The organism is Cupriavidus sp. USMAA2-4, assembly GCF_001854305.1.
GTDB lineage: Bacteria > Pseudomonadota > Gammaproteobacteria > Burkholderiales > Burkholderiaceae > Cupriavidus > Cupriavidus malaysiensis.
In genome coordinates this window covers 1,604,508-1,628,248 of record NZ_CP017748.1, presented here as the reverse complement: position 1 = coordinate 1,628,248, position 23,741 = coordinate 1,604,508, and the positions used below count along the sequence as shown (strand labels likewise).

Below are 23,741 nucleotides of genomic sequence, written 5' to 3'. Positions count from 1 at the left end.
CTGTTCCCGGCGCCGCGCAGGCGCCGTCCTGCCATGGCTTCGATGCTCGAACTCGACGGGGCGATCTGGTTCCGCTCCGGCTCACGCGACTGGGGCGGGCACGACCGCATCGCCTTGCTGGCGGCGATCGGCGAGCAGGGCTCGATCACGGCCGCGGCCAAGGCGGTCGGGCTTAGCTACAAGGCTGCCTGGGACGCCATCGACGCCATGAACAACAGCGCCGGCGAGCCGCTGGTGCTGCGTGCCGCCGGAGGCAAGGGCGGCGGCGGCACCCGCCTGACCGAGCGCGCCGAGCGCCTGATCCGCACCTACCGCGCGCTGGAGGCGGAGCATCGGCGTTTCGTCGAGCACCTGGCGCGGCTGGGCGAGTCGGCCGCCGACGACCTCGACCTGATGCGGCGCTTCCAGGTCAAGACCAGTGCCCGCAACAAGCTGTTCGGCACGGTGGCCCAGGTGCGTGGCGGCGTGGTCAACGACGAGGTGGTGCTGGCGCTGCCGGGCGGGCAGCAGGTGGTCGCCACGGTCACGCGCGAGAGCGTGGAATCGCTCGGCCTGGCGCCCGGCGTGGAAGCCTTCGCGCTGGTCAAGGCGACCTCCGTGCTGCTCGGCCTGCCCGAGCCCGGCCTGCGCCTGTCGGCCCGCAACCAGCTGGCAGGCAAAGTGACCCGGGTGATCGCGGGTGCGGTCAACAGCGAAGTGGTGCTGGAACTGGATGGCGGCGGCACCGTGGCCGCCGTCATCACGCTGGCCAGCGCCGAGGCGCTGGGGCTGCAGCCGGGCCACCGCGCGCACGCCATCTTCAAGGCTTCGAGTGTGATCCTCGGTACCCTGGGCTGAGCGCGCTACGTGCCTGCCGGCCTTCCAGGCACATGCCGACGTACGGCCGACGTACGGGCCGAAGCACGCCCGACGGCGCACCTGTCACAATGCCGGGTCACGCCCGGCGCACTCCCCGTGCTGCCGTGCCGGCGCGCTGCCTGGCGCAAGCACCGGCCCGCCTTCCATCCGCCAGCAAGGTGACACCATGCCACGCAATATCGAAATCAAAGCCCGCCTCGACGACATCGACGCTCTGCTGCCGCGTGTGGCGGCGCTGGATGCTCGCGGCCCGGAACTGCTGCAGCAGGACGACACCTTCTTCGCCTGCGCTGCCGGCCGCCTCAAGCTGCGCGCCTTCGGCCCCGAGCGCGGCGAACTGATCTTCTACCGGCGCGCCGACAGCGCGGGGCCCAAGCTGAGCGACTACCGCATCGTGCCCACCGCCGAGCCGGATGCGCTGCGCGCCGCGCTGGCCGATGCCTATGGCGTCAGCGGCCGCGTGCGCAAGCTGCGCACCTTGTACCTGGCCGGCCGCACCCGCATCCACCTGGACCGCGTGGAGGGACTGGGCGATTTCCTGGAGCTGGAAGTGGTGCTGGCCGACGGCGACAGCGAGGCCGACGGCGTGGCCGAGGCGCACGCCTTGCTGGCGCACCTGGGGGTCGGGCCGGAGCGCCTGCTGGAAGGTGCCTACGTCGACCTGCTGCGCGCCGCGTAGCGCGCGCCGGCGGCGTGCGCGGCTCAGGCCACGCGCGCGTCGGCCGGCGCGTAGACGCGTGCGTGGCCGTTCGTCGCGGCGGCGTGGATGCGGCCGTCGCGGATTTCCAGCACGTGCTCGGCCAGCGCCTCCACGTCCTCGGGATCGTGGGAGATCAGCACCATCGGCACGTCCAGGCTGGCCTGCAGGGCGCGCAGTTCGGCGCGCAGGGTCGCGCGCAGCGCGGGGTCGAGCGCCGAGAACGGTTCATCGAGCAGGATGATGTCGGGCCGCGCCACCAGCGCGCGCGCCAGTGCCACGCGCTGTTTCTGCCCGCCGGAGATCTCGGCCGGATAGTGGCCCACCAGCTGGCGCAGGCCGAAGGCGTCGATCCAGCGTTCGGCCTCGGGGTGGCGCTGCCGGCGGCCCGGGTTGCGCCAGCCGGTGGCGAGCCCGAAGGCGATGTTCTGCCCGACAGTCAGGTGCGGGAACAGCGCGTAGTCCTGGAACAGATAGGCCACGCGCCGCTGCTGCGGGCGCACGTCGATGCGCGCCGCCGTGTCGAACAGCACGCGTTCGCCGAGCACGATGCGGCCGGCGTCGGGCGACAGCAGCCCGGCAATGGCTCGCAGCGTCAGGCTCTTGCCGGCGCCGGAGGGGCCGAACAGGGCGATGCGGCGGCTCGCCGAAGTGAAGGCGATATCGAGCAGGAAGTGCCGCTCGGCGGATTCCATGCGCTTGCGCAGGCTGACTTGCAGGCTCATGGTGGACTCAGCGGAGTGGCTGGCGCGCGGTGGCGGGGACCAGGCGTGCGGCCACCACCAGCAGCACCACGCAGGTGACCGAGGTCACCAGCACCAGCAGGTTGGCGGTGCGGTCGTCGCCGGCCTGCACCGCCTCGTAGATCGCCACCGACAGCGTCTGCGTGCGGCCCGGCAGGTTGCCGGCCACCATCAGCGTGGCGCCGAACTCGCCCAGCGCGCGCGCGAAGGCCAGCAGCACGCCGGCGACGATGCCGCGCATCGCCAGCGGCAGCGTGACGCGGAAGAAGATGCCGGCTTCCGATACGCCCAGCACGCGCGCGGCATTTTCCAACTGGTGGTCGACGCCTTCGAAGGCCGCCCGCGCGGACTTGAGCACCAGCGGGAAGGCGACGATGGTGGAGGCCAGCACGGCTCCCTGCCAGGTGAAGACCAGTTCGATGCCGAGCCGGTCCAGCCAGGCGCCGAGCACGCCGCGCCGGCCCACCAGCACCAGCAGGTAGTAGCCCAGCACGGTGGGCGGCAGCACCAGCGGCAGCGTCAGCAGCGCATCGATCACGTCGCGCGCGCGCGAGCGCCAGCGCGCCAGCGCAAAGGCGGCGGCCACGCCCAGCACGGCGTTCAGCACGGTGGCGCAGCCGGCCACCTTGAGGGACAGGGCGAGCGGTACCCAGGCGGCGTCCATCATCCGGTCCGGTCAGGCCGCCGGAGCAGCCACAGGCACAGGCACAGGCACAGGCACAGGCACAGGCACAGGCGCTCAGGGCTTGTGGAAACCATACTTGGCCAGGATGGCCTGGCCCTCCGGCGACAGCACATAGTTGACGAAGGCGGCGGCCTGCGTGGCCTGCCTGCTCTGGGTGGTGACGGCGATCGGGTAGGTCACCGGGGTGCGCGAGGGCACGCGCACCGCCACCTTGACCTTGTCGGGCATCACGGCCGCGTCGGTGGCGAAGACGAAGCCGGCCTCCACCTCGCCGCGCGCGACGTAGTCCAGGCTCTGCCGCACGTTCTGCGCCAGCACCCCCTTGGCCGAGACCGCGTCCCACAGGCCGGCGGCTTCCAGCGCACCCTTGGTATAGCGGCCCACCGGCACCGAGGCCGGGTTGCCGAAGGCCACGCGCTTGACCTCGGGGCGGGCCAGGTCCTGCAGCGACTCCAGCTTCAGCTTGCTGTCGGCCGGCACGATCATCACCACCTGGTTGGCGGCGAAGTCGCGGCGGCTGGCGGGCTGCACCACGTGCTCGGCCTCGGCCTTGTCCATCGCGGTCTGGTCGGCCGAGGCGAACACGTCGGCCGGCGCGCCCTTGATGATCTGCTGCATCAGCACATCGGAGGCGCCGAAGTTGAGCAGCACCTTGGTGTCGGGGTGGGCGCGCTCGTAGGACTCCGACAGGGTCTTGAAGGCGTTGGTCAGGCTGGCCGCGGCCGACACCACGAGGTCGGCGGCATGGGCCGGCGCGGCGGCGAAGGCCAGCACCGAGAGGGCGGTGGCTGCGGCGGCGCGGAGCGCGCCGAGCGGGCGGCGGGCGGGCAAGGGCGAGCGGAAGGGCATGTCGGGATCCGGTGGCAGGACGAACGGGCCGGCGCCGGCGGAAAGCGGCGTCGCAGGCGCAATATAAATCTGTATATAACGAGGGTCAATGGTAGGGCAGGCCGAGTCCCGCGTCCATGCGGTGCGCCGCAAGATCGACATCACGTCGGCTGAATGGGCTCTTTGCAGCATATTCCCGCCCACGGCAGCCCGGGGCGTGGGCGCGCTTCGCCTGCCAGCTGGTCAAGGCAGGCTGCCGCGCGTTCGTCACGGTCTTGTCACCGGATTGCAAAACGTTTGCCACTCCCGCTGTCCAGAATCCGGGGCTCCGAGCACATCACAACAAAGAAGGGAGCTCATAGATGTCCGATGTTCACTACCAGGTCGCCCGCCTCGCGGTGCTGGCCGCGGCAGCGGCCGCCCTCGCGGCCTGCGGTTCCGATGACAGCGCCGGCGGCAGCGGCGCGGGCGGCAGCGGCGCGGGCGGCAGCGCCGGCACCGCCGGCGGCACCAGCCAGGCCGCCGTCGCGGCCGGTACCAAGACCACGCTGGCCCTGCTGGAAACCACCGACCTGCACACCAACGTACGCAGCTACGACTACTTCAAGCTGGCCGACGACAGCTCGCTCGGCTTCGAGCGCGTCTCCACGCTGATCAAGCAGGCGCGCGCCGAGTTTCCCAATACGGTGCTGCTGGACAACGGCGACACCATCCAGGGCACCGCGCTGGCCGACTACCAGGCCCAGGTCAATCCGCTCAAGTGCAGCGAGACGCTGGCCATGTACAAGGTGATGAACGACGCCGGCTACGATGGCGGCGGCATCGGCAACCATGAGTTCAACTACGGCCTGGCCTACCTGAACCAGGTCACCGGCAACAAGTTCAGCGTCGAAGGGCTGCCCGACCCCGCACAGCAGACCGCGTGCGCCGGCCCGGCCTTCCCGCAGGTGCTGGCCAACGTCTACAGCGTCAAGACGCGCAAGCCGCTGTTCAACCCTTACACCATCATCACCAAGCAGGTGAAGGCCACCGCTCCCGACGGCAAGGCTGTCACGGTGCCGGTCAAGATCGGTATCATCGGCTTCGCGCCGCCGGCCATCATGAGCTGGGACAAGCGCTGGCTCGACGGCAAGGTCTACACCGTCGGCGTCAAGGAAGCCGCCGAACAGTTCGTGCCGGAAATGCGCGCCAAGGGCGCCGACCTGGTGGTGGTGATCTCGCACGGCGGCCTGGACTCGTCCGCCTACTCGCCCGACATGGAGAACGGCAGCTGGCACCTGTCCAAGGTGGCCGGCGTCGACGCCATGCTGATCGGCCACTCGCACCAGATCTTCCCCGACGCCGCCAGCACCGTGCCGCAGTTCAACCTGCCGGGCGTGGACAAGGCCAAGGGCACCGTCAACGGCGTGCCCACCGTGATGGCCAACTACTGGGGCAAGCACCTGGGCGTGATCAAGCTGCAGCTCGCCCACACCGGCTCGCGCTGGACGGTCGACACCAGCGCCACCAAGGTGGAAGCGCGCTCGATCCAGAACGCCGACAAGACCTATGTGGCGGCCGACGCCGCCGTCGCGGCCAAGGTCGATACCGAGCACAAGGCCACCATCACCTACGTGAAGACGCCGATCGGCACCACCGACTACCGCATGAGCAGCTACTTCGCCGACGTCGGCGATCCGGGCGCGATCCAGATCGTCAACCAGGCGCAGGCGGCCTATGTGAAGGACTACATCGACGCCAACCTGCCGGCCCTGAAGTCGCTGCCGGTGCTGTCGGTGTCGGCGCCGTTCAAGAGCGGCTTCGGCGGCGGCAACGACTATACCGACGTGCAGGCCGGCAACCTGGCCATCAACAACGCGGCCGATCTCTACCTGTACCCCAACACGGTCTACGCCGTGAAGGTCAACGGCGACGAGGTCAAGGCCTGGCTGGAGACCGCCGCCAAGCGTTTCAACCAGATCAGCACCACCACCACCGCCGACCAGCAGCTGATCAGCAGCTTCCCCGGCTACAACTTCGACATGTTCACCACGCCCGACCTGCAGTACGAGATCGACGTGACGCAGCCGGTCGGCAGCCGCATCAAGAACCTGACCTACAAGGGCGCACCGCTGACCGCCGCGCAGCAGTTCATCGTGGCCACCAACAACTACCGCGCCAGCGGCGGCGGCAACTTCCCGGGCCTGGACGGCAGCAAGACGGTCTATGCCTCGCCGGATGCCAACCGCGACGTGCTGATCGCCTACATCAAGAAGGCAGCCTCGATCACGCGCGCGGCCAACGGCAACGCGCGCAGCTGGCGCTTCACCAAGGTGGCGACCGCCGGCAAGGTGGTGTTCAGCTCGGCACAGGGACAGTTGCCGCAGGCACAGGCGGCCGGCCTGACCAACATCAGCCTGGACAAGGCCGATGACGGTTCGGGCAAGAACCTGTCGCGCTACCTGGTGGACCTCAATGGCTGAGCGTGCCATGCGCGCCCCGGCCGTGCCGGGCGGGTCCCGGCGCGGCCTGGCCAGCGTGCCGCGGGCGCAGCCTGCGCCCGGGGGGCGCCCGGCGCGCTGGCGCCATCCGCTGCTGGCCGCCGCGCTGGCGGCGGTGGCGGTCGCGGCGGCCGGCGTCGGTGGCGCCGGGGCCTGGCGCCACCACACCGAGACGCGCCGCGCGCAGCTCGCCGAACTGCGCACGCTGGCCGGCTCGGCCGGCGATGCGCAGGCGCTGGCCGCGCTGCGTGCGGCCGCCGCGCGCGGCGAGACGGCGGCGCAGACCGCGCTGGGCGAGGCGTTGTGGGACCGCGCCGAGGCGCAGCCGCTTGCCGAAGGACGCCAGTGGCTGCAGAAGGCGGCACTGGGCGGCGACGTGCGCGCCCACCTGCTGCTCGGCAAGGCGGCCCTGCTCGGCGTGCCGGCCGGCAGCGGCATGGATCCGGCCCGGGCCCGCGCGCACCTGGGCGCCGCCGCGGACGCGGGCGACCCCGGTGCCGCCTACTACCTCGGCCTGCTGCACCGTGGCGGCTACGGCCAGCCCGCCAATCCCAAGGCAGCGGCGCACTGGTTCACGCTGGCCGCCCAGGGCGGGGTGCCGCATGCGATGTTCATGCTCGCCAACGCCTATCGCGAAGGCGACGGCGTGCCGCTCGACCCGGCGCGCGCGCTGGCCTGGTACGAGCAGGCGGCCGAGCGCGAACATCCGGAATCGAGCCAGGCGCTGGCCATGGCCTACCGCAATGGTGAGCTGGGGCTGGCGCGCGACGAGCGCCGCTTCCGCTCGCACCTGGCCGAAGCCGCGCATGCGCTGCGGCATCCGGCGCTGGCGCCTTGAGGGTGCGGCCGGGCCGCCGGGCCCGGCTGCTGGTACTGGCAGTGCTCGCCGCTCAGGCCGGCGGGCTGCCTTCCTTGAAGCAGGCCTTGAGCTGGCTGCGCAGCTCCGGCGTGTCCTGGTGCCGGTGCACCTGCACCGCATGCTGCACGGCAGCCTCCAGCAGTTCTTCTTCGGTGTCGGCGCTGAGCGCGACCGTGCATTGCGACTCGCTGGGATAGTCGCGGCAGTCGATGTACTTGCGTGCCATGCTTGCCTCCTGGAGCGAAGGATCCGGCGCGGATGAGGCGTCTGGGCGGGGGACGGCGGGGGGGCGGGGTGGCGCCCCGCGGCCGGCCTATCCAGTATAGGGGGCGCTCAGGCGACCGGCGTCACCACCTTGCCCCCGGCCAGGAAGGCGGCCAGGTTCTCCAGCACCAGGGCCGCCATGGCGGCGCGCGTCTCGTGCGTGCCGCTGGCCATGTGCGGAGCGAGCACCACATTGTCCAGCGCCAGCAGCGCTTGCGGCACGCGCGGCTCGTCGCGGAAGACATCGAGTCCGGCGCCGCCGAGCCGGCCCGTGCGCAGCGCCTCCACCAGCGCGTCCTCGTCCACCACGCTGCCGCGCGACACATTGACGAGGATGCCGCGGGGGCCCAGCGCCTCGATCACCGCGCGCGACACCAGTCCCTCGGTCTGCGGGCCGCCCACGCAGGTGATGGCGAGGAAGTCGGCCCAGTCCGCCAGCGCCAGCAGGTCCGCCTCGAAGCGCCACGGCGCACCCGCGCGCGGGCCGCGGTTGTGGTACGCGATCTCCATGTCGAAGCCGGCGGCGCGGCGCGCCACCTTCTCGCCGATGCGGCCGAGGCCGAGGATGCCGAGCTTCTTGCCGGACACGCGCGTGGTCAGCGGGAAGGCGCCTTGCAGCCAGCTGCCGGCGCGCACGAAGCGGTCGCCGTGGGCGATGCCGCGCGCGCTGTCCAGCAGCAGGCCGAAGGCCAGGTCGGCCACGCAATCGTTGAGCACGTCGGGCGTGTTGCTGACCACGATGCCGCGTGCGCGCGCAGCCTCGATATCGATGGAGTCATAGCCCACGCCGAAGCTGACGATGGCCTGCAGCTTCGGCAGCGCCGCGATCAGCGCGGCATCGCAGCCATGGCGCGCCGAGGTCACCACCACGCGCACCGAGGCGCCATGCGCGCCCGTCCAGGCGGCGCGGTCGGCCTGCTGCCACAGCGCCACCGCGCCGTACTGCTGTTGCAGGGTGTCGTTGAGTTGCGGCGCCAGCGGGCCGACCTGGAGGATGGCGTTGTCGGACATGGGAGATCTGTGAAGGATTGGGTCCTGAACCGCAGGTTCGTCGACTGAGTCCGCCCCGAGTCCGCCGAGGGGCAGCGCGATCCGTCATCACACAGGCTCGCGCGGCTTCCCGACAGACAGCGCTCTTCAACGAATGCAAGACTCAGGGCATTGGGAGTCGGAAGAAGCGGCACCTGCGCGGTGCTTATTGCGGCCAACCGAGGTGGTCTCCCGCGGCGGCAGGCAATGGTAGCCCAAGTCACCGTTGCGCGCTTGCCGCACTGCGGCCGCCACTCGGGGAAATCCCCACCTATGCGAATTCATCTCCAGTATTAATCTCACGGATTAGTGATTAATCCCTGGGATTAGTCGGCGCGGCAAGGCGAACCGCGCCGCTCGCGCACGGGCGCGGGCATGCCGCCGAGACATGGGAGACCAGGTAATGAAGAAGCTGTTGCTTGCCGCCGCCGCATCCGCGCTGATGGCGCCGGGCGCCCACGCCCAGACCTCCGTGACCCTGTACGGGGTGGTGACCGCCGCCGTGCAGTACGTCAACCACGCGCAGAACACCGTCGGTGGCGTGCTGGCGCCCGGTAGCGGCTCGGCCGTGCTGATGAATTCGTCCGGCATCGCCAACTCGCGCTGGGGCCTGCGCGGCACCGAGGACCTGGGGGGCGGCCTGCAGGGCGTGTTCGTGCTGGAGAACCAGTTCGCCACCGAGAACGGCCAGCTCGCCGGTGGCCTGATGTTCGGCCGCCAGGCCTATGTCGGCCTGAACAGCCGCGCCTACGGCAAGGTCACCTTCGGCCGGCAGTACACCTCGTCCTTCTTCGCGCTGGCGAACTTCATGCCCACCGCCTACGCGCCCGAGTTCGAGCCTGTGGTCGGCTTCGCCGGCCCCAATTTCCGCGAAAGCAATATGGCGCAGTACACCGGCACCTTCGGCCCGGTCACGCTCTACACGCACTGGTCGTTCGGCGAGCGCGCCGGTTCGGTGACGGCGGGCTCGGCCTACGGCGCCGGCGCGACCTACTTCAGCAACGGCTTCGGCATCGGCGTCGGCTACGACGAAGTGAAGACGCTGAACACGGCCGAGGCGACCGGCGCCTCCGGTGGCAGCGACTACGGTCGCGACATGCGCGCCGCCATCGGCCTCAGCTACATGCTGGGCCCGGTCAAGCTGATGGGCGGGTACCGCTGGGGCAATTCGGTGGCGCCGGCCACCGGCACGCCGACACTGCTGCCGCATCGCGACGATATGTACTGGGCCGGCGTGAACTGGCAGGCGTTGCCGGCGCTGCAGCTGACGCTGGCGTGGTACTACGACAACATCAAGCGCGCGAACATCGGCGGCACCGTGGTCAATCCGCCCAACCCGCAGCAATACCTGGCGCTGGCCGACTACAACCTGTCCAAGCGCACCGACCTGTTCGCCGCCGTCATCTACGCGCACAACGCTTCGCTGAACTGGGACAACATCGGCTACCTGCCGAGCGGGCAATCCGTCGGCTACCTGCCTGCCACCGCGCAGACCTACTACAAGACGCCGGGTTCCAGCGGGCAACTGGGCATCTCCCTGGGCATCCGCACCATCTTCTGACCCGGACCGGGCGGACCCAGTCCGGCCTGCCGGCCGGATTCGCAAGGCCTCGCCGGCGATGCCGGCGGGGCCTTTTTTGTGGCTGCGCCGGGCTGGCAAGGTGCGATGGGCAATGTGCCGCGTGGGCGAACGACGGCTTCAGCTATGCCATCGGTTCGCTCCCCTCTCCCACTTGTGGGAGAGGGGCCGGGGGAGAGGGTGGGCGCTGGCACGAAGCGAGCGCCGTCGTATTAGCGAATGCCGGCCCTCACCCCCAACCCCTCTCCCGCAGGCGGGAGAGGGGAGCCCGGTTGCCGCGTGGCGGGTGCTGTCGCGCTGGCGAACGACGGCTTTAGCTATGCCATCGGTTCGCAAGACCGTGTGCTTGGCGCTTGGCGCTTGGCGCTTGGTGTTGGTGCATCTCGTAGGCTTCGTCCAGCGCGACGGGGTTCGCATTGCGCGGGTTCGCTCCCCTCTCCCACTTGCGGGAGAGGGGCCGGGGGTGAGGGCGGGCGCTGGCACGAAGCGAGCGCCGACGTACTGGCGAATGCCGGCCGGCCGAGGTCGCTCAGTCGACCCGCTCGACTTCCGGCATATCGAAGCTGCGGTCTAGCAGCGCGCGCCGGGGCTGGTAGAAGCGCAGTGCCAGCGAGAAGCGGCCGGCCGGCGCCGGCAGCCAGTTGGCACGCGCGTCGGCGCTGTCGGGCGCCGCGTGCTGCAGCCAGATGTCGAAGGAACCATCGGCGTGCCGGACCAGGCCGGGCGTGCGGTCGCCCAGCGCGTAGCGCTGCAGCGGGTTGTCGGTGAAGAAGCGACGCCCGTCGGGCGCGAATTCGTACATCGTCAGTGACCAGAAAGCGTCCACCTGCATGTCGGCGGGAATGGCCAGCCGGTAGCGGTGGGCGCCGTCGAGGGCTTCGCCCCGGCCGTCGGTCAGCGCGGTGAAGTAGATCGCTTCCTCGCGCTCCAGCGCGCCCAGCCCGACCAGGGAGACGAAGGCCCGGTAGGCATAGTCGTCGCCGAAGTTGCCCAGGTGGTCGACCCCGGACGACCAGCTGCCGCCGCGCCCGCTGCGATAGGAGGTGTCGGGCGGCGCCTTGCGCAGGGCGTGCAGGTTGGCGGCGTGGGTCTCGGTCCAGGCCTGGCGCACCGCCGGGTCCAGCGCCTGCCAGGCGTTGCGCGCGCCAGGGCGCAGGCCGAGGTCGGCGTAGCCCGCCACCAGCGCCTGCTCGTGCGCGGGCACGGGGTTGCGGCCCATCACCTCGTTGACCAGTTCCAGGTAGTGCTCGGGCGAGCGCTCGTCGGGCCGCGCCTGCAGCAGCCTGGGCGTGCTGCCGGCGTCGAGCGGCGCGAGGCGCATGGCGTCCTGCAGCGCATGCACGGCGGGCAGGTCTTCCTCGCCGTCGACCAGCACGCGGCCCAGGGCCCAGATGTCGTTGCTGGGCAGCCGCAGCAGCCGGGTGCCGGCCGGCGCCTCGCCCTGCCAGCCGGGGCCGGCCAGCAGGAAGGCGGTGGCGGCCGTGCCGGTGGTGCGCCGGCCGATGCAGGCGGCGTTGTTGGTGAAGATGTCGAGGAAGGCGAAGCTGTAGTAGCGGTCCTGCATATCCGGCAGCGACAGCAGCAGCGGCCCGCCCGACAGGTCCAGCCAGGCGATCGAGTACAGCGTGTCGTTGTTCGGCATGGTGACGGTGCGCGCGCGGTGGTTGAGCAGGCGCCGGTTGTGATGCAGCACATTGGGCGGCGCGCCGCGCTGGCTGTGGTTATCCGGGTTCTGCGTGAACTGCCAGCGGGTCTGCGCCACGTCGTGGACCGGGAAGCTGTAGACCAGCGCGTCGCGGATGCGCGCGTGCAGGGCGGTGTCGTCGTGCATGGATGTCTCTCTCGTCGGTGGTGGGGGATGCGGGGAATGCGGATGGACAAGCGATGGCGCGGCCGGCGGCCCTTACTCCGGCGTGACGCCGGCGGCGCGGATCACGTCGCCCCACATGCGCGTGTCGGCGCGCACGGTGTCGGCGAACTGCTGCACGCTCTTGATCGGCGGCGTGCCCATGTTGTAGGCGGTGAAGCGCTCGCGCAGCGCCGGCGCGGCCAGCGCGCGGTTCATCTCGGCGTTCAGGCGCTGCACGATGGCCGGCGGCGTGCCGGCCGGGACGAACAGGCCGTACCAGCTGTCGGCCTGGAAGGGGTAGCCCTGCTCGGTCATGGTGGCCAGCGCGGGAAAGGCGGGCGCGCGGCGCGTGCCGGAGACGGCGATGGGCCGCAGCTTGCCGGCGCGGATCAGCGGCAGCGGCGAGCTGGCGTCGACGAAGGCGAGCTTGACGATGCCGCCCTGCATATCGGTCAGGATCTGCGAGACGGTCTTGTAGGGCACGTGGCGCAGCTTCAGGCCGGTCTGCGCCTTCAGCGATTCCATGGTCAGGTGGCCGCCCGAGCCGATGCCCCACGAGGCATAGTCCAGCCCCTGCGGCTGTGCGCGCACGTAGGCGGCCAGCTCGCGGATATCGTGCACCGGCAGGTCGGGCGAGACCACCAGCAGGTTGCCGCCCGAGCCGACCTGCGCCACCGGCACGAGGTCCTTCTGCGCATCGTAGGGCAGGGGCGGCTGCAGCGTGGCGTTGATGACGATGGAGGCGGCGTAGGTGAACAGCAGGGTGTAGCCGTCGGGCCTGGCCTTGGCCACCGCGGCGCTGCCGAGGATGCCGTTGGCGCCCGGCTTGTTGTCCACCACCAGCGGCTGGCCGAGCGCCTTGCCGAGCTGTTCGGCGAAGACCCGCGCGAAGATGTCGGTGCCGCTGCCCGCGCCGGAGGCCACCACCAGGCGGATCGGGTGGGACGGCCAGGCCGCTTCCTGCGCGGGCGCGGCGCCGGCCGCCAGGCTGGTGGCGGCCAGCAGTGCGGTGCCGAACCGCCAGGCGTGCGAGGGAGAGCGCCGGCGCGCAGGCGCCCGCGCGGCGCGATGGGACGGGGCAAGGGATGGCGTGGCATGCATGGTTGTCTCCTGTTCGGGGCGGCATCGGGCCGCGATGCCGGCTGTATCGCTGGCTTGCTGGCTTGTGTGTGTGCGTATGTACGTATGTGCGGACGGGCCGGCGCCGGCCCGCGTGCTGCAATCAAGCGGCCGGTCCCGCTGTCGCCGCGGTTCCGGTCACCACCGCATCGAGGGCGAGCGCGCCTGCGCCGGCGGGGTAGGCGAGCAAGGGGTTGATGTCGATCGACTCGAGCGAATCGCCCGCCGCCGCGGCCAGGCGCGACAGCGCGGCGATGGCGTCGGCCAGCGCGTCGAGGTCGGCCGGCGGCTGCCCCCGATGGCCGCGCAGCAGCGGCGCGGCGCGCAGCGCGCCGATCATCTCCAGCGCGCCGGCGCGATCGACCGGCGCCAGGCGGAAGCTGACGTCCTGGAACACCTCGACGTTGACGCCGCCCAGGCCGAACATCACCACCGGCCCCAGCACCGGGTCGCGGTGCGCGCCGAGGATGCACTCGATGCCGCCGCGCGCGGCCATGCGTGCCACCAGGAAGCCTTCGCGCGCGGCCTGCGGCGCGTGGCGCGCGAGGTTGTCCTGCAGGCGCGCGCAGGCGGCGCGCACCGCGCCGGCGTCGGCGAGCCCGAGCGCTACCCCGCCGATATCGCTCTTGTGCAGGATGTCGCGCGACAGCACCTTGAGTGCCACCGGGTAGCCGAGCGCCTCGGCGGCGGCCACGGCGGCATCGGCATCGCGCGCGGCACGGCAGGGCACGCAGGGCAGGCCGTGCGCGCCCAGCAGGGCCATCGAGTCCGCCTCGTTCTGCGTGCCGCGCGCCAGCGCCAGCGCAGGCAGCACCGGTGTCGGCGCGGGCGCTGCGGCGCCGCTGCCCAGGTGGCGGCGGAAGTGGTTGAGCGCGGCCACCACGCGCACCGCGCGGCCGGGCTCGTCGAAGCTGGGGCAGCCCAGCGCGTCCAGCTCGGCGCGCAGCGGCGCATGCGACAGGGTGCTGAACACGATCAGGCGATCGGGCCAGGCGGCACGCAGCGCCGCCGCCATGCGCGTCTGCACCGGCGCCATCGATGGCGACAGCCCGCCGGCGGCGAGGAAAACCAGCAGGCTGCCATAGCCGCCGTCGCCCAGCATGCGCTGCGCGGTGGCTTCGAGCAGGCCCGGGTCGGAGGTGACCTGCCCGGTCACGTCGACCGGGTTGCGCGGCGCCGCGAACGGCACCCGTTCGGTCAGCCAGCGCTGCGCCGCCTCCGGCATGGGCGCCACGTCCAGGCCGGCGTCGGCGGCGTCGTCCGCCATCAGCGCGCCGACGCCGCCGGAGACGGTCAGCAGCCCGAGCTTGTCGTTGGGCGGCAGCCGCCCGACCGAGAGCGCGTAGCCGATGCTGAAGAACTCCTCGATGCCGTGCGCGCGCCACACGCCGTACTGGCGGAACAGCGCATCGTAGACGGCGTCGTCGCCCGCCAGCGAAGCGGTGTGCGAGGCGGCCGCGGCGGCGCCCAGGCCGGTGCGTCCCACCTTGACCGCCACCACCGGCTTGCCGTGCGCGCGCGCCAGCGCCAGCGCGGCCTTGAGGCGCTCGCCGTCGCGGCAGCCTTCGAGATAGGCCAGGATCACGCGCGTGGCGGGGTCGGCGGCCAGCCAGGCGATGCAGTCGGCCACCTGGATGTCAGCCTCGTTGCCGGTGGTGGCCCACCAGGACAGGCCCAGGCCGCGCTCGCGCGCCAGCGCGTAGGCATAGGCGCCGAAGGCGCCGCTCTGGCTGACGATGGCGATCGAGCCCGCGCGTGCCTTGCCGGCGCCGACCACCGGCGAGAAGGTGGCGTAGACATCCTGCGCCACGTTCATGAAGCCCAGGCAGTTCGGTCCGAGCAGGCGGATGCCCGCCGCGCGCGCCTTGTCGGCCAGGCGGCGCTGCATGGCCGCGCCGTCGGCGCCGACCTCGGCGTAGCCGGCCGAGAACAGCACGATATTGCGCACGCCGGCGGCGATGGCATCGTCCAGCGCGCCGTCCACCTGTGCCGACGGCACCGCGAACACGGCCAGGTCGATGGGCGCTTCCACCGCGCGCAGCGACGGCCAGGCACGCACGCCCTGCACTTCGGCGCGGGCCGGGTTGATCGGATAGACTTTGCCCTGGTAGCCGCATTCGAGCTGGTAGCGCAGCGGGATCGCGCCGATCTTGCCGGCGCTGGCCGAGGCGCCGACGATGGCGATGCTGCGCGGCGAGAAGAAGCTGTCGAGGGAGGCGGAGACAGCGGCGGAGGCTGGGGTGGTGGTGTCTGGCATGGGCGTGGACGAATGGGGCGGCGGAAGCGGTTCCGGCCCTGGGCAAGAGGAGGGAAGCCTCCGGGGGCACGCCCCGGGGGCATCGTGCGTGTTCAGCGCATCGTTCAGCGCATCGTTCAGCGCATGCCGAAGGCCGCCGCGCTGCCGTCTTCGATGCGGTCGGCGCAGCCCAGGTAGATGCTGCGCGACACATAGCTGCGCACCTGGCCGGCGCGCTCGCGCAGCCACGCCGCCTTGAGCCGGCGGGCCTGCGCGATCTCGGGTGCTGCACCGGGCCCGCCGTCGGGCACGGTGGCCAGCGCGTCGATGACGTGCAGCGCGAGCTGGTGCTCGCCGCGCGCGGCCAGGGCCTCGGCGTGGCGCAGCAGCGCGCCCTTGTCGGCGATGGCGGCGGCCAGCTCGGCGGCGGCCGCGGCCGGGGGCGCCGGATGCAGGCTGGTCGGGTTGCGGTCCCACCAGCCGTTCTCCGAGCGGTAGATGTCCCGCACGATATAGCTCGGATCACCGTAGGTCGGTTTCATCCAGGGCACGTCGAACCACTCGGGCGGATAGGTGATCTCGGCCAGCAGCTCGCGCTCGCCGCGGCCTTCGTTCATCAGCCGCACCACCTCGGCGTGCAGCCAGCGCAGCGCGCCGGCGGTATGGCCCAGCACGCGCTGCACGGTCTCCTCGCCCTCCAGCACCGCGCCGAACTCGCGCACTACCTTGAGCGGGCGCAGGTCGGCCAGGCGCTCCAGCGTGCCGGCCCAGCGCAGGGTGTCGCGCAGCGTGCGGAAGGGCGTGCCGATGTTCGGAATCGAGTCGATGACCGCGGCGCTGCCGTACAGCACGCGCGCCCCGGGCACCCACACCGCGCTGACGTCGTCGGTCTCCGACGGCGCCCACAGCAGGTGGACACGGCGCGCGCCGCTGCCCAGCACCAGCTGCTCGGCATAGGTCTGGTCCGGATCGTGCAGGCGCAGCAGGCCGGCGGCCTGGTCCGGCTGGCGGCGGAACTGCAGCGCATTGATGCGGTTCTGCAGGCCTTCGGTGCGGCGGTAGCGCGCATAGCGGGCCGGCACGTTGGCATGGGCGACCAGGCGCGGGCGCGCGTGCCCGCGCTGCACCGCATCCTCCAGCCACAACGGCACGCCGGCGTTGTAGCCGACGTGGCCATGGCTATAGCACAGCGCGACCACCGGCCGCGTGCTGACCTCGCGCAGGCTGGCGATCATGCCGGCGGTGACGCGCCCGCCCGGGCCGGCGTCCACCACCACCAGGCCTTCGTCGATCTCGGCCACGAAGCTCTGTCCCTGGCCGCGCAGCAGCCAGACGCCCGCAGCGACCGGCTCGATGCCGCTGCCGGTGTCAAGCGGGGTCCGGTCGGCGCCGGCCTTGCGTGTGTTGTCTGTCATCCGGAGTCTCCTCTTTTTAATACTTTGGATTAAGCATGGAGATTAAATTTACCGGATGGCCCCGCGTTGTCAAGCACATGTGGGGCTCCTGCGGAGCCGCGCCGGGGGCGTATCGGCCGTCAGCCGGCGCCGCGTCTCGGCCGGCGGGCCGTGCCGGGGAAAACCCCAGTGGGCTGAATCCGGGCGACCCTCTACTCTCGGAAGATCAGGTAATCCCCTGCATTAATTCCGGCCGGTGCATGTGTTGCATGCGGTACCGGCAGGCGAGGGGAGACGGGACCAGGCAAGCGCCCGCGGCCGCTCGGCGGCAGGCGCGGCGCCGGCGCCAGGGGGCGGCCGGCGGCACCAGACAGGAGCGCAGGAAGCATGGCAGACACGCTGACGACTTCACCGCCGCAAGGCACCGCCCGGGCCGACGCGGATGGCGCTCCGGCCGCCGCCGCTGGCGTCTACCAGCCGCGCAAGGCCTGGGCCATCGCCACCTGGCTGACCGCCTTCTCGGCCATCAACTTCCTCGACAAGGTCGTGCTCGGCATGGTGGCGGTGCCGCTGATGCGCGACCTGCAACTCACCCCGACCCAGTTCGGCGTGGTTGCCGGCAGCTTCTTCTGGCTGTTCTCGATCTCCGCGGCGGTGGTCGGCTTCGTCGGCAACCGGGTGCCGGCACGCTGGCTGCTGCTGGCGATGGCGGTGTTGTGGTCGCTGGTGCAGTTCCCGGTGGCGCTGGCTTCCAGCGCCACCGCGCTGCTGGTCTCGCGCGTCATCCTCGGCGCGGGCGAGGGGCCCGGCTTCCCGGTCTCGGTCCACGCGCTCTACAAGTGGTTCCCGCACGAGAAGCGCAACCTGCCGGTCTCGCTGATCAACCAGGGCGCCACCATCGGCCTGCTGCTGGCCGGCCTGGGCGTGCCGCTGGTGACCCATCAGTGGGGCTGGCGCGCCAATTTCGTCGTGCTCGCCGCCGCGTCGCTGCTGTGGGCGCTGGGCTGGCTGATCTGGGGGCGCGAAGGCACGCTGCGCACCGAGGTGCAGGCGGGCGGCAGCGAGCCGGCGCGCGCGCAGGCGCCCGTGTCCTACCGGCGCCTGCTGACCGACACCACCGTGCTGTGCGGCTTCCTGACCGGCTTCGCTGCCTACTGGGGGCTGGCCCTGGCCCTCACCTGGCTGCCGTCCTACCTGGAACAGGGCCTGGGCTTCGACGCTGCCGCCGCCGGCCGCATGTTCGCCATCATCGTGGCGGCGGGCGTGCCGGTCAGCATGGGCCTGAGCTGGTGCTCGCAGCGCATGCTGCGCCGCGGCGCCTCCTCGCGCTCCGCGCGCGTGGTGTTCAGCTGCGTCTGTGTCGGCCTCGGCGGCGTGCTGCTGCTGGCACTGCCGCTGCTGCCGCTGCCGCCGGGCGGCAAGGTGGCGCTGCTGGCGGTGTCGGCGGTGCTGCCGCCGATCACCTTCGCGCTCGGACCGGCCGTGCTCGGCGAGATCGTGCCGGACGCGCAGCGCAGCGCGCTCATCGCCATCAGCACTGCGGTCTCCACCAGCGCCGGTGCCGTCGCGCCGGTGGTGATGGGGAAGCTGGTGCAGGCGCAGTCCCACGCCGGCGCCGCGCACGGCTTCGAACTCGGCTTCGGCGTATGCGGCGCGGTGATGGTGGCGGGCTGCCTGGTCGGCATCCTCGGCCAGCACCCGGAGCGCACCAGGCAGCGCCTGCGCGCCTGAGACGCCGGGGCCCCGCCCGCAAAGGGCAGGGGCGACTCCGCACTTGTCCCGGCTTGCCGGTACCAGGGCCTGCGCCGATAATCCTCCGGATTAGCTTATGAGGTATTGGCAGATGAGCCGCGTGCGCAACCGATCGCTCTCCTCCTTCCTGGCCGACGCCAGCGTGATGGACCCGCCGCCCGGCCCGGCGCCTGCCCCGCGCAAGGCGGCGCCCGCCGGCACGCCCGGCGCCCCGGCCGCCAACCCGCTGGAGAACGAGACCGCGCGGCGCATGCTGGAGATCGCCGAGCGCCTCTTTGCCGAGCACGGCGTGGAACTGGTGCCGCTGCGCCAGATCGTGGTGGAGGCGGGCCAGCGCAACCGCTCCGCGCTGCACTATCACTTCGGCTCGCGCGAGGCCCTGGTCAGCCACCTGCTGAACTTCCGCCTGGCCCAGGTCAACGTGCTGCGCGACCGCTACCTGGACGAGGTCGAGGCCGCCGGCCTGGGCGGCGACGTGCGCACCATCGTCGAGGCCTCGATCAGCGCGCTGGCCGATACCATCTGCGACACGCCGTGGGGCGCGCGCTACGTCAAGGTGCTGGCGCAGGCTACCCTGAGCCCGGGCCTGGTCAACGAGGAGATGATCGATCCGGCGGCCATGTCCGGCGTGATCCGCGCGCGCCGCCTGATCGCCGCTGCGCTGCCCGGCATCCCGCGCAAGGTGATGCATCACCGGCAGCAGTGGTTCAACCAGAGCGTGGTCTACGCGCTGGCGCAGTGGTGCCAGCAGTCCGAGGGCAAGCCAGAGCAGCCACCCGTGGCCGACCTGGCCGACTACTGCACCGCCGCGCTGACCGCGCCGGTCAGCAAGGGGCGCCGCGTCTGGCGCAGCAGCAAGGGCCGCGCGGCCTGAGCCCGCACGCCGCACGCCGCGCGCGTATGCTTGCAGCGCAGCGGGCGTGTTCCGCGCCCGCATGACCGGACCCATCAAGATGCCCACCATCTATCTCGCCGGCTTCGACGTGTTCCGCCGCGATGCCATCGCCCACGGCGAAGCGCTCAAGGCGCTGTGCGCCACCTACGGCTGCGACGGCCTCTACCCGCTCGACCATGCCCTGCCGCCCGGGCTGAGCGGTCCCGCCGCGGCGCAGTGGATCTACCAGGCCAATCTCGCGCTGATCCGGCGCGCCGACCTGCTGATGGCCAACCTGGACGACTTCCGCGGCCCGGGCGAGCCGGATGCCGGCACCGCCTTCGAGGTCGGCTACGCGGTGGCGCTGGGCAAGCCGGTGTGGGCCTACAGCGCCGATGCCGGCACGCTGCTGGAGCGCGTGGCGGTGGTGACCGACGCCGAGGGCCGCGGCCTCGACGCGCGCGGCTACGTGGTGGAGGACTTCGGCCTGGGCAAGAACCTGATGCTGGCGTGCGCGGCGCGCATGGTGCAGGGTGGCGCGCGCGAATGCCTGCAGGCGATCGCACGCGCGGCGTCCTAGTGGACAAGCCGCCTGGCTGCTTAGCCCCTTAACCCGCTTAACCCGCTTAACCCGCTTAACTCCGCCTAATCACCTGGCTGCTTGGCCGCCTCCGCGCGGCATCAAGGCTGCAGCGCGCGCACGCCGCCGGCGATGTCGTCGGCCGCGCCCGCCAGGATCTGGCGGTAGGCTGCCACCACGCCGTCCACACCGCTGCCGGCCGGCAGGTCGGCACGGCTCTGGCCGCTGGCCAGCTTGCCGTCCGGCAGCCGCCGCACGGTCCAGTTGATCAGGGCGCCGGCGCGGCCGCCGGGCGCGGCATCCAGGCGCACCACGTCGGCGGTGATACGGTAGACCGGCTCGACGCCGGACAGGCCCTGCCGGTAAGTGTCCTGGGCGTCCAGCGCGGCCTGCAGGCGCTGCGACAGCGCATCGCGCAGCTCATCGGGCAGCGGCGCCGACCAGCGCGCCAGTTCGAGGCGGCGCAGCCGGCTGTCGCCATCGGCGCTGCCGTCCTCGCCCACCACCAGTTCGGCGCGGTTCAGGCGCTCGGGCACGTGTACCGGCGCTACTTCGATCCACACGGGTTTGCCTTGGGGCGTGGCCTGCGGCGCGGCGGCCGCGCCGGTGCCGCTGGCCTGCGCCAGCGTGTAGTAGCGCGGCTCGGGCGAGGCGCAGCCGGCCAGCAGGGCGGCCAGGGCGGCCGCGGCAAGGGTGTTCGCCAGGGTTGCCGCGCCGGTGCGCGCAGTGGCGGCCGGCAGGCGGCGCGGGTCGGTGCGGCGGGCGTCGAATCGGGGGCGGTTCATCACGGCTTCTCCGTCTTGCCGCGCAACAGCGCTTCGGGGTGGCGTTCGAGATAGTCGGTCAGCGCGCGCAGCGAGGCGGCGGTGCGCGTCAGCTCCTGCAGCATGCGGCGCGTGTCCTGCTGCAGCGGTGCGTCCGCAGCCAGCGTGCCGTTGGCCGCGTTCAGCGTCTTGCGCGCGTCCTGCAGCGCCGCGGTGACCTGCGGCGCGACGTCGCCGTTGAGCTGGTTCACCAGCTTGTCGGCATTGGCCATCATCCGGTTGAGCGAGGCCATCGTGGTGCGCAGGTCCTGGCCGATCTGCTCGAACGGGATCTTGTCGATCTTGGCCACGATGTCGCCGAGCTGCGCCTGCAGTTCGTCGAAGGTGCCCGGCGTGGTGGGCAGCTCGGGCAGCGTGGCGTTGCCGTCGAAGGTGGCCGGGGCCGCCTTCGGGAAGAAGTCGAGCGCCACGTAGAGCTGGCCGGTCAGCAGGTTGCCGGTGCGCAGCTGCGCGCGCAGGCCGCGCTTGACCAGGCCCTGCACGATGGCGTGGGCGAGCTGCTCGTCGCGCACGTCGCGCTGGCGGAAGCCCATGCGCGACGGGTAGAACTCCACCACCACCGGCAGGCGGAAGGTCTTTGTCGCGCGCACGTACTCGATGCCGATGGAGCGCACCTGGCCCACCTCCACGCCGCGGAAGTCGACCGGTGCGCCCGGCGCCAGGCCGCGCACCGACTGGTCGAAGTTCAGCACGGCCAGCGTCGGCGCCAGCTCCTCGGGCTCCTTCATGGCCTCGGTCTGGTCGGCGGCGAGCAGGAACTGCGTGTTCTCGGCCGCTGCCTCGGTGGCGGGCGAATGCTCCGGCTGCTGGAAGGCCACGCCGCCCAGCAGCACCGTCACCAGCGACTGGGTGGACAGTTTCAGGCCGCCCGCATCGAGTTTCAGGTCGACGCCGCTGGCGTGCCAGAAGCGGGTGTCGGCCGTAACCAGCTTGTCATAGGGTTTGTTGACGAAGATCCGCAGCGTGATGTCGCGTCCGTTGGGCGCGAGCTGGTAGGCCACCACGTGGCCGACCGGCAGGCGCCGGTAGTAGATCGGCGAGCCGATCTCCAGGGAGCCGAGGTCGGCGGCGCGCAGCACGAACTGCTTGCCGGAGGAGTCGGAGGTCACCACCGGCGGCGCTTCGAGGCCGGTGAAGTCGCGCACGTGCTCGTCGGACTTGCCGGCGTCCACGCCGATGTAGGCGCCCGACAGCAGGGTTTCCAGCCCCGATATGCCGCTGATGGCAAAGCGCGGGCGCACCACCCAGAAACGGGTGTCCTTGACCGCGAAGGACTCGGCGTCCTTGGTCAGCTCGATGATGGCGGCCACGTGCGAGCGGTCGGGGGCCAGCCGTACCGATTTCACCAGCCCGATGTCGACCTCCTTGTAGCGTACCGCGGTCTTGCCCGGCGTCAGCCCCACGGCGGTGTGGAAGGTGACGGTGATCTCCGGCCCGCGCGAGGTGATGGTATGGACCAGCAGGGTGATGCCGACCACCGCCGCCACGATCGGGATCAGCCACACCACCGAGGGCAGCCAGCGCGCGCGGCGCTTGCGCGCGGGCTCGGGTGGCAGCGGTGGCGATGGGGGAGCAGGAGGGCGGGCGGGCGGGGGAGCGTTGCGGTCCGTTTCTTCAGACATGTTCATTTTCCAGCGAATCCCACAGCAGGCGCGGGTCGAAGCTGAGCGAGGCCAGCATCGTCAGTACCACGACCGAGGCGAAGGCGAGGGCGCCGCCTCCGGGGATGATGGTGGCAAGCGCACCGGCCCGCACCAGCGAGGCCAGCAGCGCCACCACGAAGACATCGAGCATCGACCAGCGGCCGATCACTTCCACCAGTTCGTACAGCTTGGTCTGCTGCCGCATGCGCCAGGTGGAGCGGAATTGCACGGACAGCAGCAGGAAGGTGAGGATCGCCATCTTCAGCATCGGCACCACGATGCTGGCCACCAGCACCACGCCGGCCAGCAGGTGCGAACCCGACAGCCACAGGTAGACCACGCCGGAGAAGATGGTGTCGCGCTGGGTGCCGAGGATGGTCTGGGTGATCATCACCGGCAGCAGGTTGGCCGGGATGTAGAGGATGTAGGCCGACAGCAGGAAGGCCCAGGTGCGCGTCAGGCTGGCCGGCTTGCGCACGTGCAGCGTGGCGCCGCAGCGCGGGCACGGCTCGCCGGCCAGGCTGGCCGGGCTGACACCGGCGCAGGCGTGGCAGGACAGCAGCCCCTGCGCGCGCGCTGTCGGCACCTGGGCCAGCGGCGTGCGCTCGTCGTCATCGGTGATCCCGGCCACCACTTCCGCCGCCAGCGCGCGCGAGCGCTGCAGGCGCGAAGGGCCGGCCGCCGTGCCGCGTTCCTCCGCGGGGGAGGGCTTGCCTGCTGGTGTCATGGCGCGGGTGCCTCGTCCAGGTGCTGCCACAGGTCGCGCGGATCGAAGGACAGCAGCGCGGCCAGCACCACCACGAGGGCCCCGAAGGACCACAGCGCGACGCCGGGCAGGACCTCGGCCATGCTCGACAGCTTCACCAGCGTGACCAGCACGCCGATCATGAAGACCTCGATCATGCCCCACGGCCGGGTCTGGCAGATGCCGCGCACGATGCGCTCGAAGCCGGCCGGCATGCGGTGCCGCGTCATCGGCACCAACAGGTAGCACATCATCAGCAGTTCGGTGAGCGGAAACAGGATGGTGGTGGCGAAGACCAGGAAGGCGACCAGCTCCATGTGGTCGGCATACAGGGCTTCCACCGCGCCCAGCAGCGTGGTGTGGGTGCGTACGCCCTGCAGGTCCATCGCCACGATGGGGTAGGCGTTGGAGATGAGGAACAGGATCAGCGCGGTCAGGGTCAGCGGCAGTTGGCGCCGGTAGGCGCGCCGGCTGTCCTGGTAGAGCGGGCTGCCGCAGCGCAGGCAGCAGGCGCGCTCGCCCGGCGCCAGCGCCGCGCGCTGGTAGAGCGCATCGCAATAGTGGCAGGCCACCAGCGCGTTGGTGGTGCCGCTGGCCGCGAGTTCTGCGGCAGCCGAAGGCGGCAGCGCGGGTGGCGCGGCGCTCTGCGGTGGCGCATCGCCCGGCGGTGCGGATGGGGTCGGTGGACGCGGATCCATGGGCG

At 71.6% G+C, this 23,741-nt stretch carries 21 protein-coding genes; 8 read left to right on the top strand and 13 right to left on the bottom strand.

Annotated features, from left to right (window positions below):
* Window positions 1-42: 42 nt before the first annotated feature.
* Window positions 43-837 carry a TOBE domain-containing protein gene (locus tag BKK79_RS07125; RefSeq protein WP_071016114.1) on the top strand — a complete coding sequence of 265 codons (795 nt, stop codon included), beginning with the start codon at window positions 43-45 and terminating at the stop codon, window positions 835-837.
* 187 nt (window positions 838-1,024) lie between these two features.
* The gene (locus tag BKK79_RS07120) at window positions 1,025-1,537 is read left to right on the top strand and encodes a class IV adenylate cyclase (protein WP_071011318.1); all 513 of its coding nucleotides are present in this window, start codon (window positions 1,025-1,027) and stop codon (window positions 1,535-1,537) included.
* Window positions 1,538-1,560: 23 nt separating this feature from the next.
* Here BKK79_RS07120 and BKK79_RS07115 read toward each other — a convergent pair whose 3' ends face one another.
* The 3 genes from BKK79_RS07115 to modA all read right to left on the bottom strand — a co-directional run bounded on the left by BKK79_RS07115 (window position 1,561) and on the right by modA (window position 3,832).
* Entirely contained in the window at window positions 1,561-2,280 is a 720-nt protein-coding gene (locus BKK79_RS07115; protein ID WP_071037443.1) for a sulfate/molybdate ABC transporter ATP-binding protein, read from the bottom strand.
* Between the two features lie 7 nt (window positions 2,281-2,287).
* Window positions 2,288-2,962, bottom strand: a complete 675-nt coding sequence (modB, locus tag BKK79_RS07110) for a molybdate ABC transporter permease subunit (protein WP_071038450.1) — start codon at window positions 2,960-2,962, stop codon at window positions 2,288-2,290.
* A gap of 75 nt (window positions 2,963-3,037) precedes the next feature.
* Window positions 3,038-3,832, bottom strand: coding sequence for a molybdate ABC transporter substrate-binding protein (gene modA / locus BKK79_RS07105; protein ID WP_071037442.1), 795 nt, complete (start codon window positions 3,830-3,832; stop codon window positions 3,038-3,040).
* 341 nt (window positions 3,833-4,173) lie between these two features.
* On the opposite strand from modA, the gene BKK79_RS07100 reads away from it, so the two are divergent.
* Together BKK79_RS07100 and BKK79_RS07095 are read left to right on the top strand one after the other, a co-directional pair.
* Window positions 4,174-6,273: a bifunctional 2',3'-cyclic-nucleotide 2'-phosphodiesterase/3'-nucleotidase gene (locus BKK79_RS07100; protein WP_071037441.1), complete on the top strand. Its 2,100-nt coding sequence runs from the start codon at window positions 4,174-4,176 to the stop codon at window positions 6,271-6,273.
* Between the two features lie 7 nt (window positions 6,274-6,280).
* Window positions 6,281-7,129: a tetratricopeptide repeat protein gene (locus BKK79_RS07095; RefSeq protein ID WP_084084575.1), complete on the top strand. Its 849-nt coding sequence runs from the start codon at window positions 6,281-6,283 to the stop codon at window positions 7,127-7,129.
* A gap of 52 nt (window positions 7,130-7,181) precedes the next feature.
* On the opposite strand, the gene BKK79_RS07090 is transcribed toward BKK79_RS07095, so the two are convergent.
* Both BKK79_RS07090 and BKK79_RS07085 read right to left on the bottom strand, forming a co-directional pair.
* Window positions 7,182-7,376: a DUF1059 domain-containing protein gene (locus BKK79_RS07090; RefSeq protein ID WP_071011323.1), complete on the bottom strand. Its 195-nt coding sequence runs from the start codon at window positions 7,374-7,376 to the stop codon at window positions 7,182-7,184.
* A gap of 107 nt (window positions 7,377-7,483) precedes the next feature.
* Window positions 7,484-8,425: a 2-hydroxyacid dehydrogenase gene (locus BKK79_RS07085; protein WP_071037440.1), complete on the bottom strand. Its 942-nt coding sequence runs from the start codon at window positions 8,423-8,425 to the stop codon at window positions 7,484-7,486.
* A 421-nt stretch (window positions 8,426-8,846) separates the two neighbouring features.
* Between BKK79_RS07085 and BKK79_RS07080 the strand changes: the two genes are divergently transcribed.
* Complete coding sequence (locus tag BKK79_RS07080; protein ID WP_071037439.1) at window positions 8,847-10,004, top strand: porin; 1,158 nt, start codon at window positions 8,847-8,849, stop codon at window positions 10,002-10,004.
* Between the two features lie 547 nt (window positions 10,005-10,551).
* Here BKK79_RS07080 and BKK79_RS07075 read toward each other — a convergent pair.
* The 4 genes from BKK79_RS07075 to BKK79_RS07060 all read right to left on the bottom strand — a co-directional run bounded on the left by BKK79_RS07075 (window position 10,552) and on the right by BKK79_RS07060 (window position 16,641).
* Window positions 10,552-11,853 carry a DUF1254 domain-containing protein gene (locus BKK79_RS07075; RefSeq protein WP_071011329.1) on the bottom strand — a complete coding sequence of 434 codons (1,302 nt, stop codon included), beginning with the start codon at window positions 11,851-11,853 and terminating at the stop codon, window positions 10,552-10,554.
* Between the two features lie 72 nt (window positions 11,854-11,925).
* Window positions 11,926-12,972, bottom strand: coding sequence for a Bug family tripartite tricarboxylate transporter substrate binding protein (locus BKK79_RS07070; RefSeq protein ID WP_084084573.1), 1,047 nt, complete (start codon window positions 12,970-12,972; stop codon window positions 11,926-11,928).
* Window positions 12,973-13,093: 121 nt separating this feature from the next.
* Entirely contained in the window at window positions 13,094-15,247 is a 2,154-nt protein-coding gene (locus tag BKK79_RS07065; RefSeq protein WP_071037438.1) for an acetate--CoA ligase family protein, read from the bottom strand.
* Between the two features lie 116 nt (window positions 15,248-15,363).
* Window positions 15,364-16,641 carry an alkyl sulfatase dimerization domain-containing protein gene (locus tag BKK79_RS07060; protein ID WP_071037437.1) on the bottom strand — a complete coding sequence of 426 codons (1,278 nt, stop codon included), beginning with the start codon at window positions 16,639-16,641 and terminating at the stop codon, window positions 15,364-15,366.
* A gap of 366 nt (window positions 16,642-17,007) precedes the next feature.
* Between BKK79_RS07060 and BKK79_RS07055 the strand changes: the two genes are divergently transcribed.
* From BKK79_RS07055 to BKK79_RS07045, 3 genes are all read left to right on the top strand, one after another.
* Window positions 17,008-18,351: an MFS transporter gene (locus BKK79_RS07055; RefSeq protein WP_071011334.1), complete on the top strand. Its 1,344-nt coding sequence runs from the start codon at window positions 17,008-17,010 to the stop codon at window positions 18,349-18,351.
* Window positions 18,352-18,463: 112 nt separating this feature from the next.
* On the top strand, window positions 18,464-19,246 hold the full coding sequence (locus BKK79_RS07050; protein WP_071011335.1) for a TetR/AcrR family transcriptional regulator: 783 nt from the start codon (window positions 18,464-18,466) through the stop codon (window positions 19,244-19,246).
* A 79-nt stretch (window positions 19,247-19,325) separates the two neighbouring features.
* On the top strand, window positions 19,326-19,826 hold the full coding sequence (locus BKK79_RS07045; RefSeq protein WP_071016121.1) for a nucleoside 2-deoxyribosyltransferase: 501 nt from the start codon (window positions 19,326-19,328) through the stop codon (window positions 19,824-19,826).
* 101 nt (window positions 19,827-19,927) lie between these two features.
* Here the strand turns inward: BKK79_RS07045 and BKK79_RS07040 are convergent, their stop codons facing one another.
* The 4 genes from BKK79_RS07040 to BKK79_RS07025 are packed head-to-tail and all read right to left on the bottom strand — an operon-like array spanning window position 19,928 to window position 23,736.
* Window positions 19,928-20,611, bottom strand: coding sequence for a PqiC family protein (locus tag BKK79_RS07040; RefSeq protein ID WP_083383961.1), 684 nt, complete (start codon window positions 20,609-20,611; stop codon window positions 19,928-19,930).
* Window positions 20,611-22,272 (bottom strand): PqiB family protein, encoded by a 1,662-nt coding sequence (locus BKK79_RS07035; protein ID WP_071011336.1) that lies wholly within the window; start codon window positions 22,270-22,272, stop codon window positions 20,611-20,613. Before BKK79_RS07035 ends, BKK79_RS07040 begins: the two co-directional genes overlap by 1 nt.
* A complete protein-coding gene (locus BKK79_RS07030) occupies window positions 22,265-23,020 on the bottom strand; it encodes a paraquat-inducible protein A (RefSeq protein WP_071011338.1) in 756 nt (251 codons plus the stop codon). The genes BKK79_RS07035 and BKK79_RS07030 overlap by 8 nt, the downstream gene beginning before the upstream one ends.
* Window positions 23,017-23,736, bottom strand: coding sequence for a paraquat-inducible protein A (locus BKK79_RS07025; protein ID WP_084084571.1), 720 nt, complete (start codon window positions 23,734-23,736; stop codon window positions 23,017-23,019). Before BKK79_RS07025 ends, BKK79_RS07030 begins: the two co-directional genes overlap by 4 nt.
* Between the last annotated feature and the right edge of the window lie 5 nt (window positions 23,737-23,741).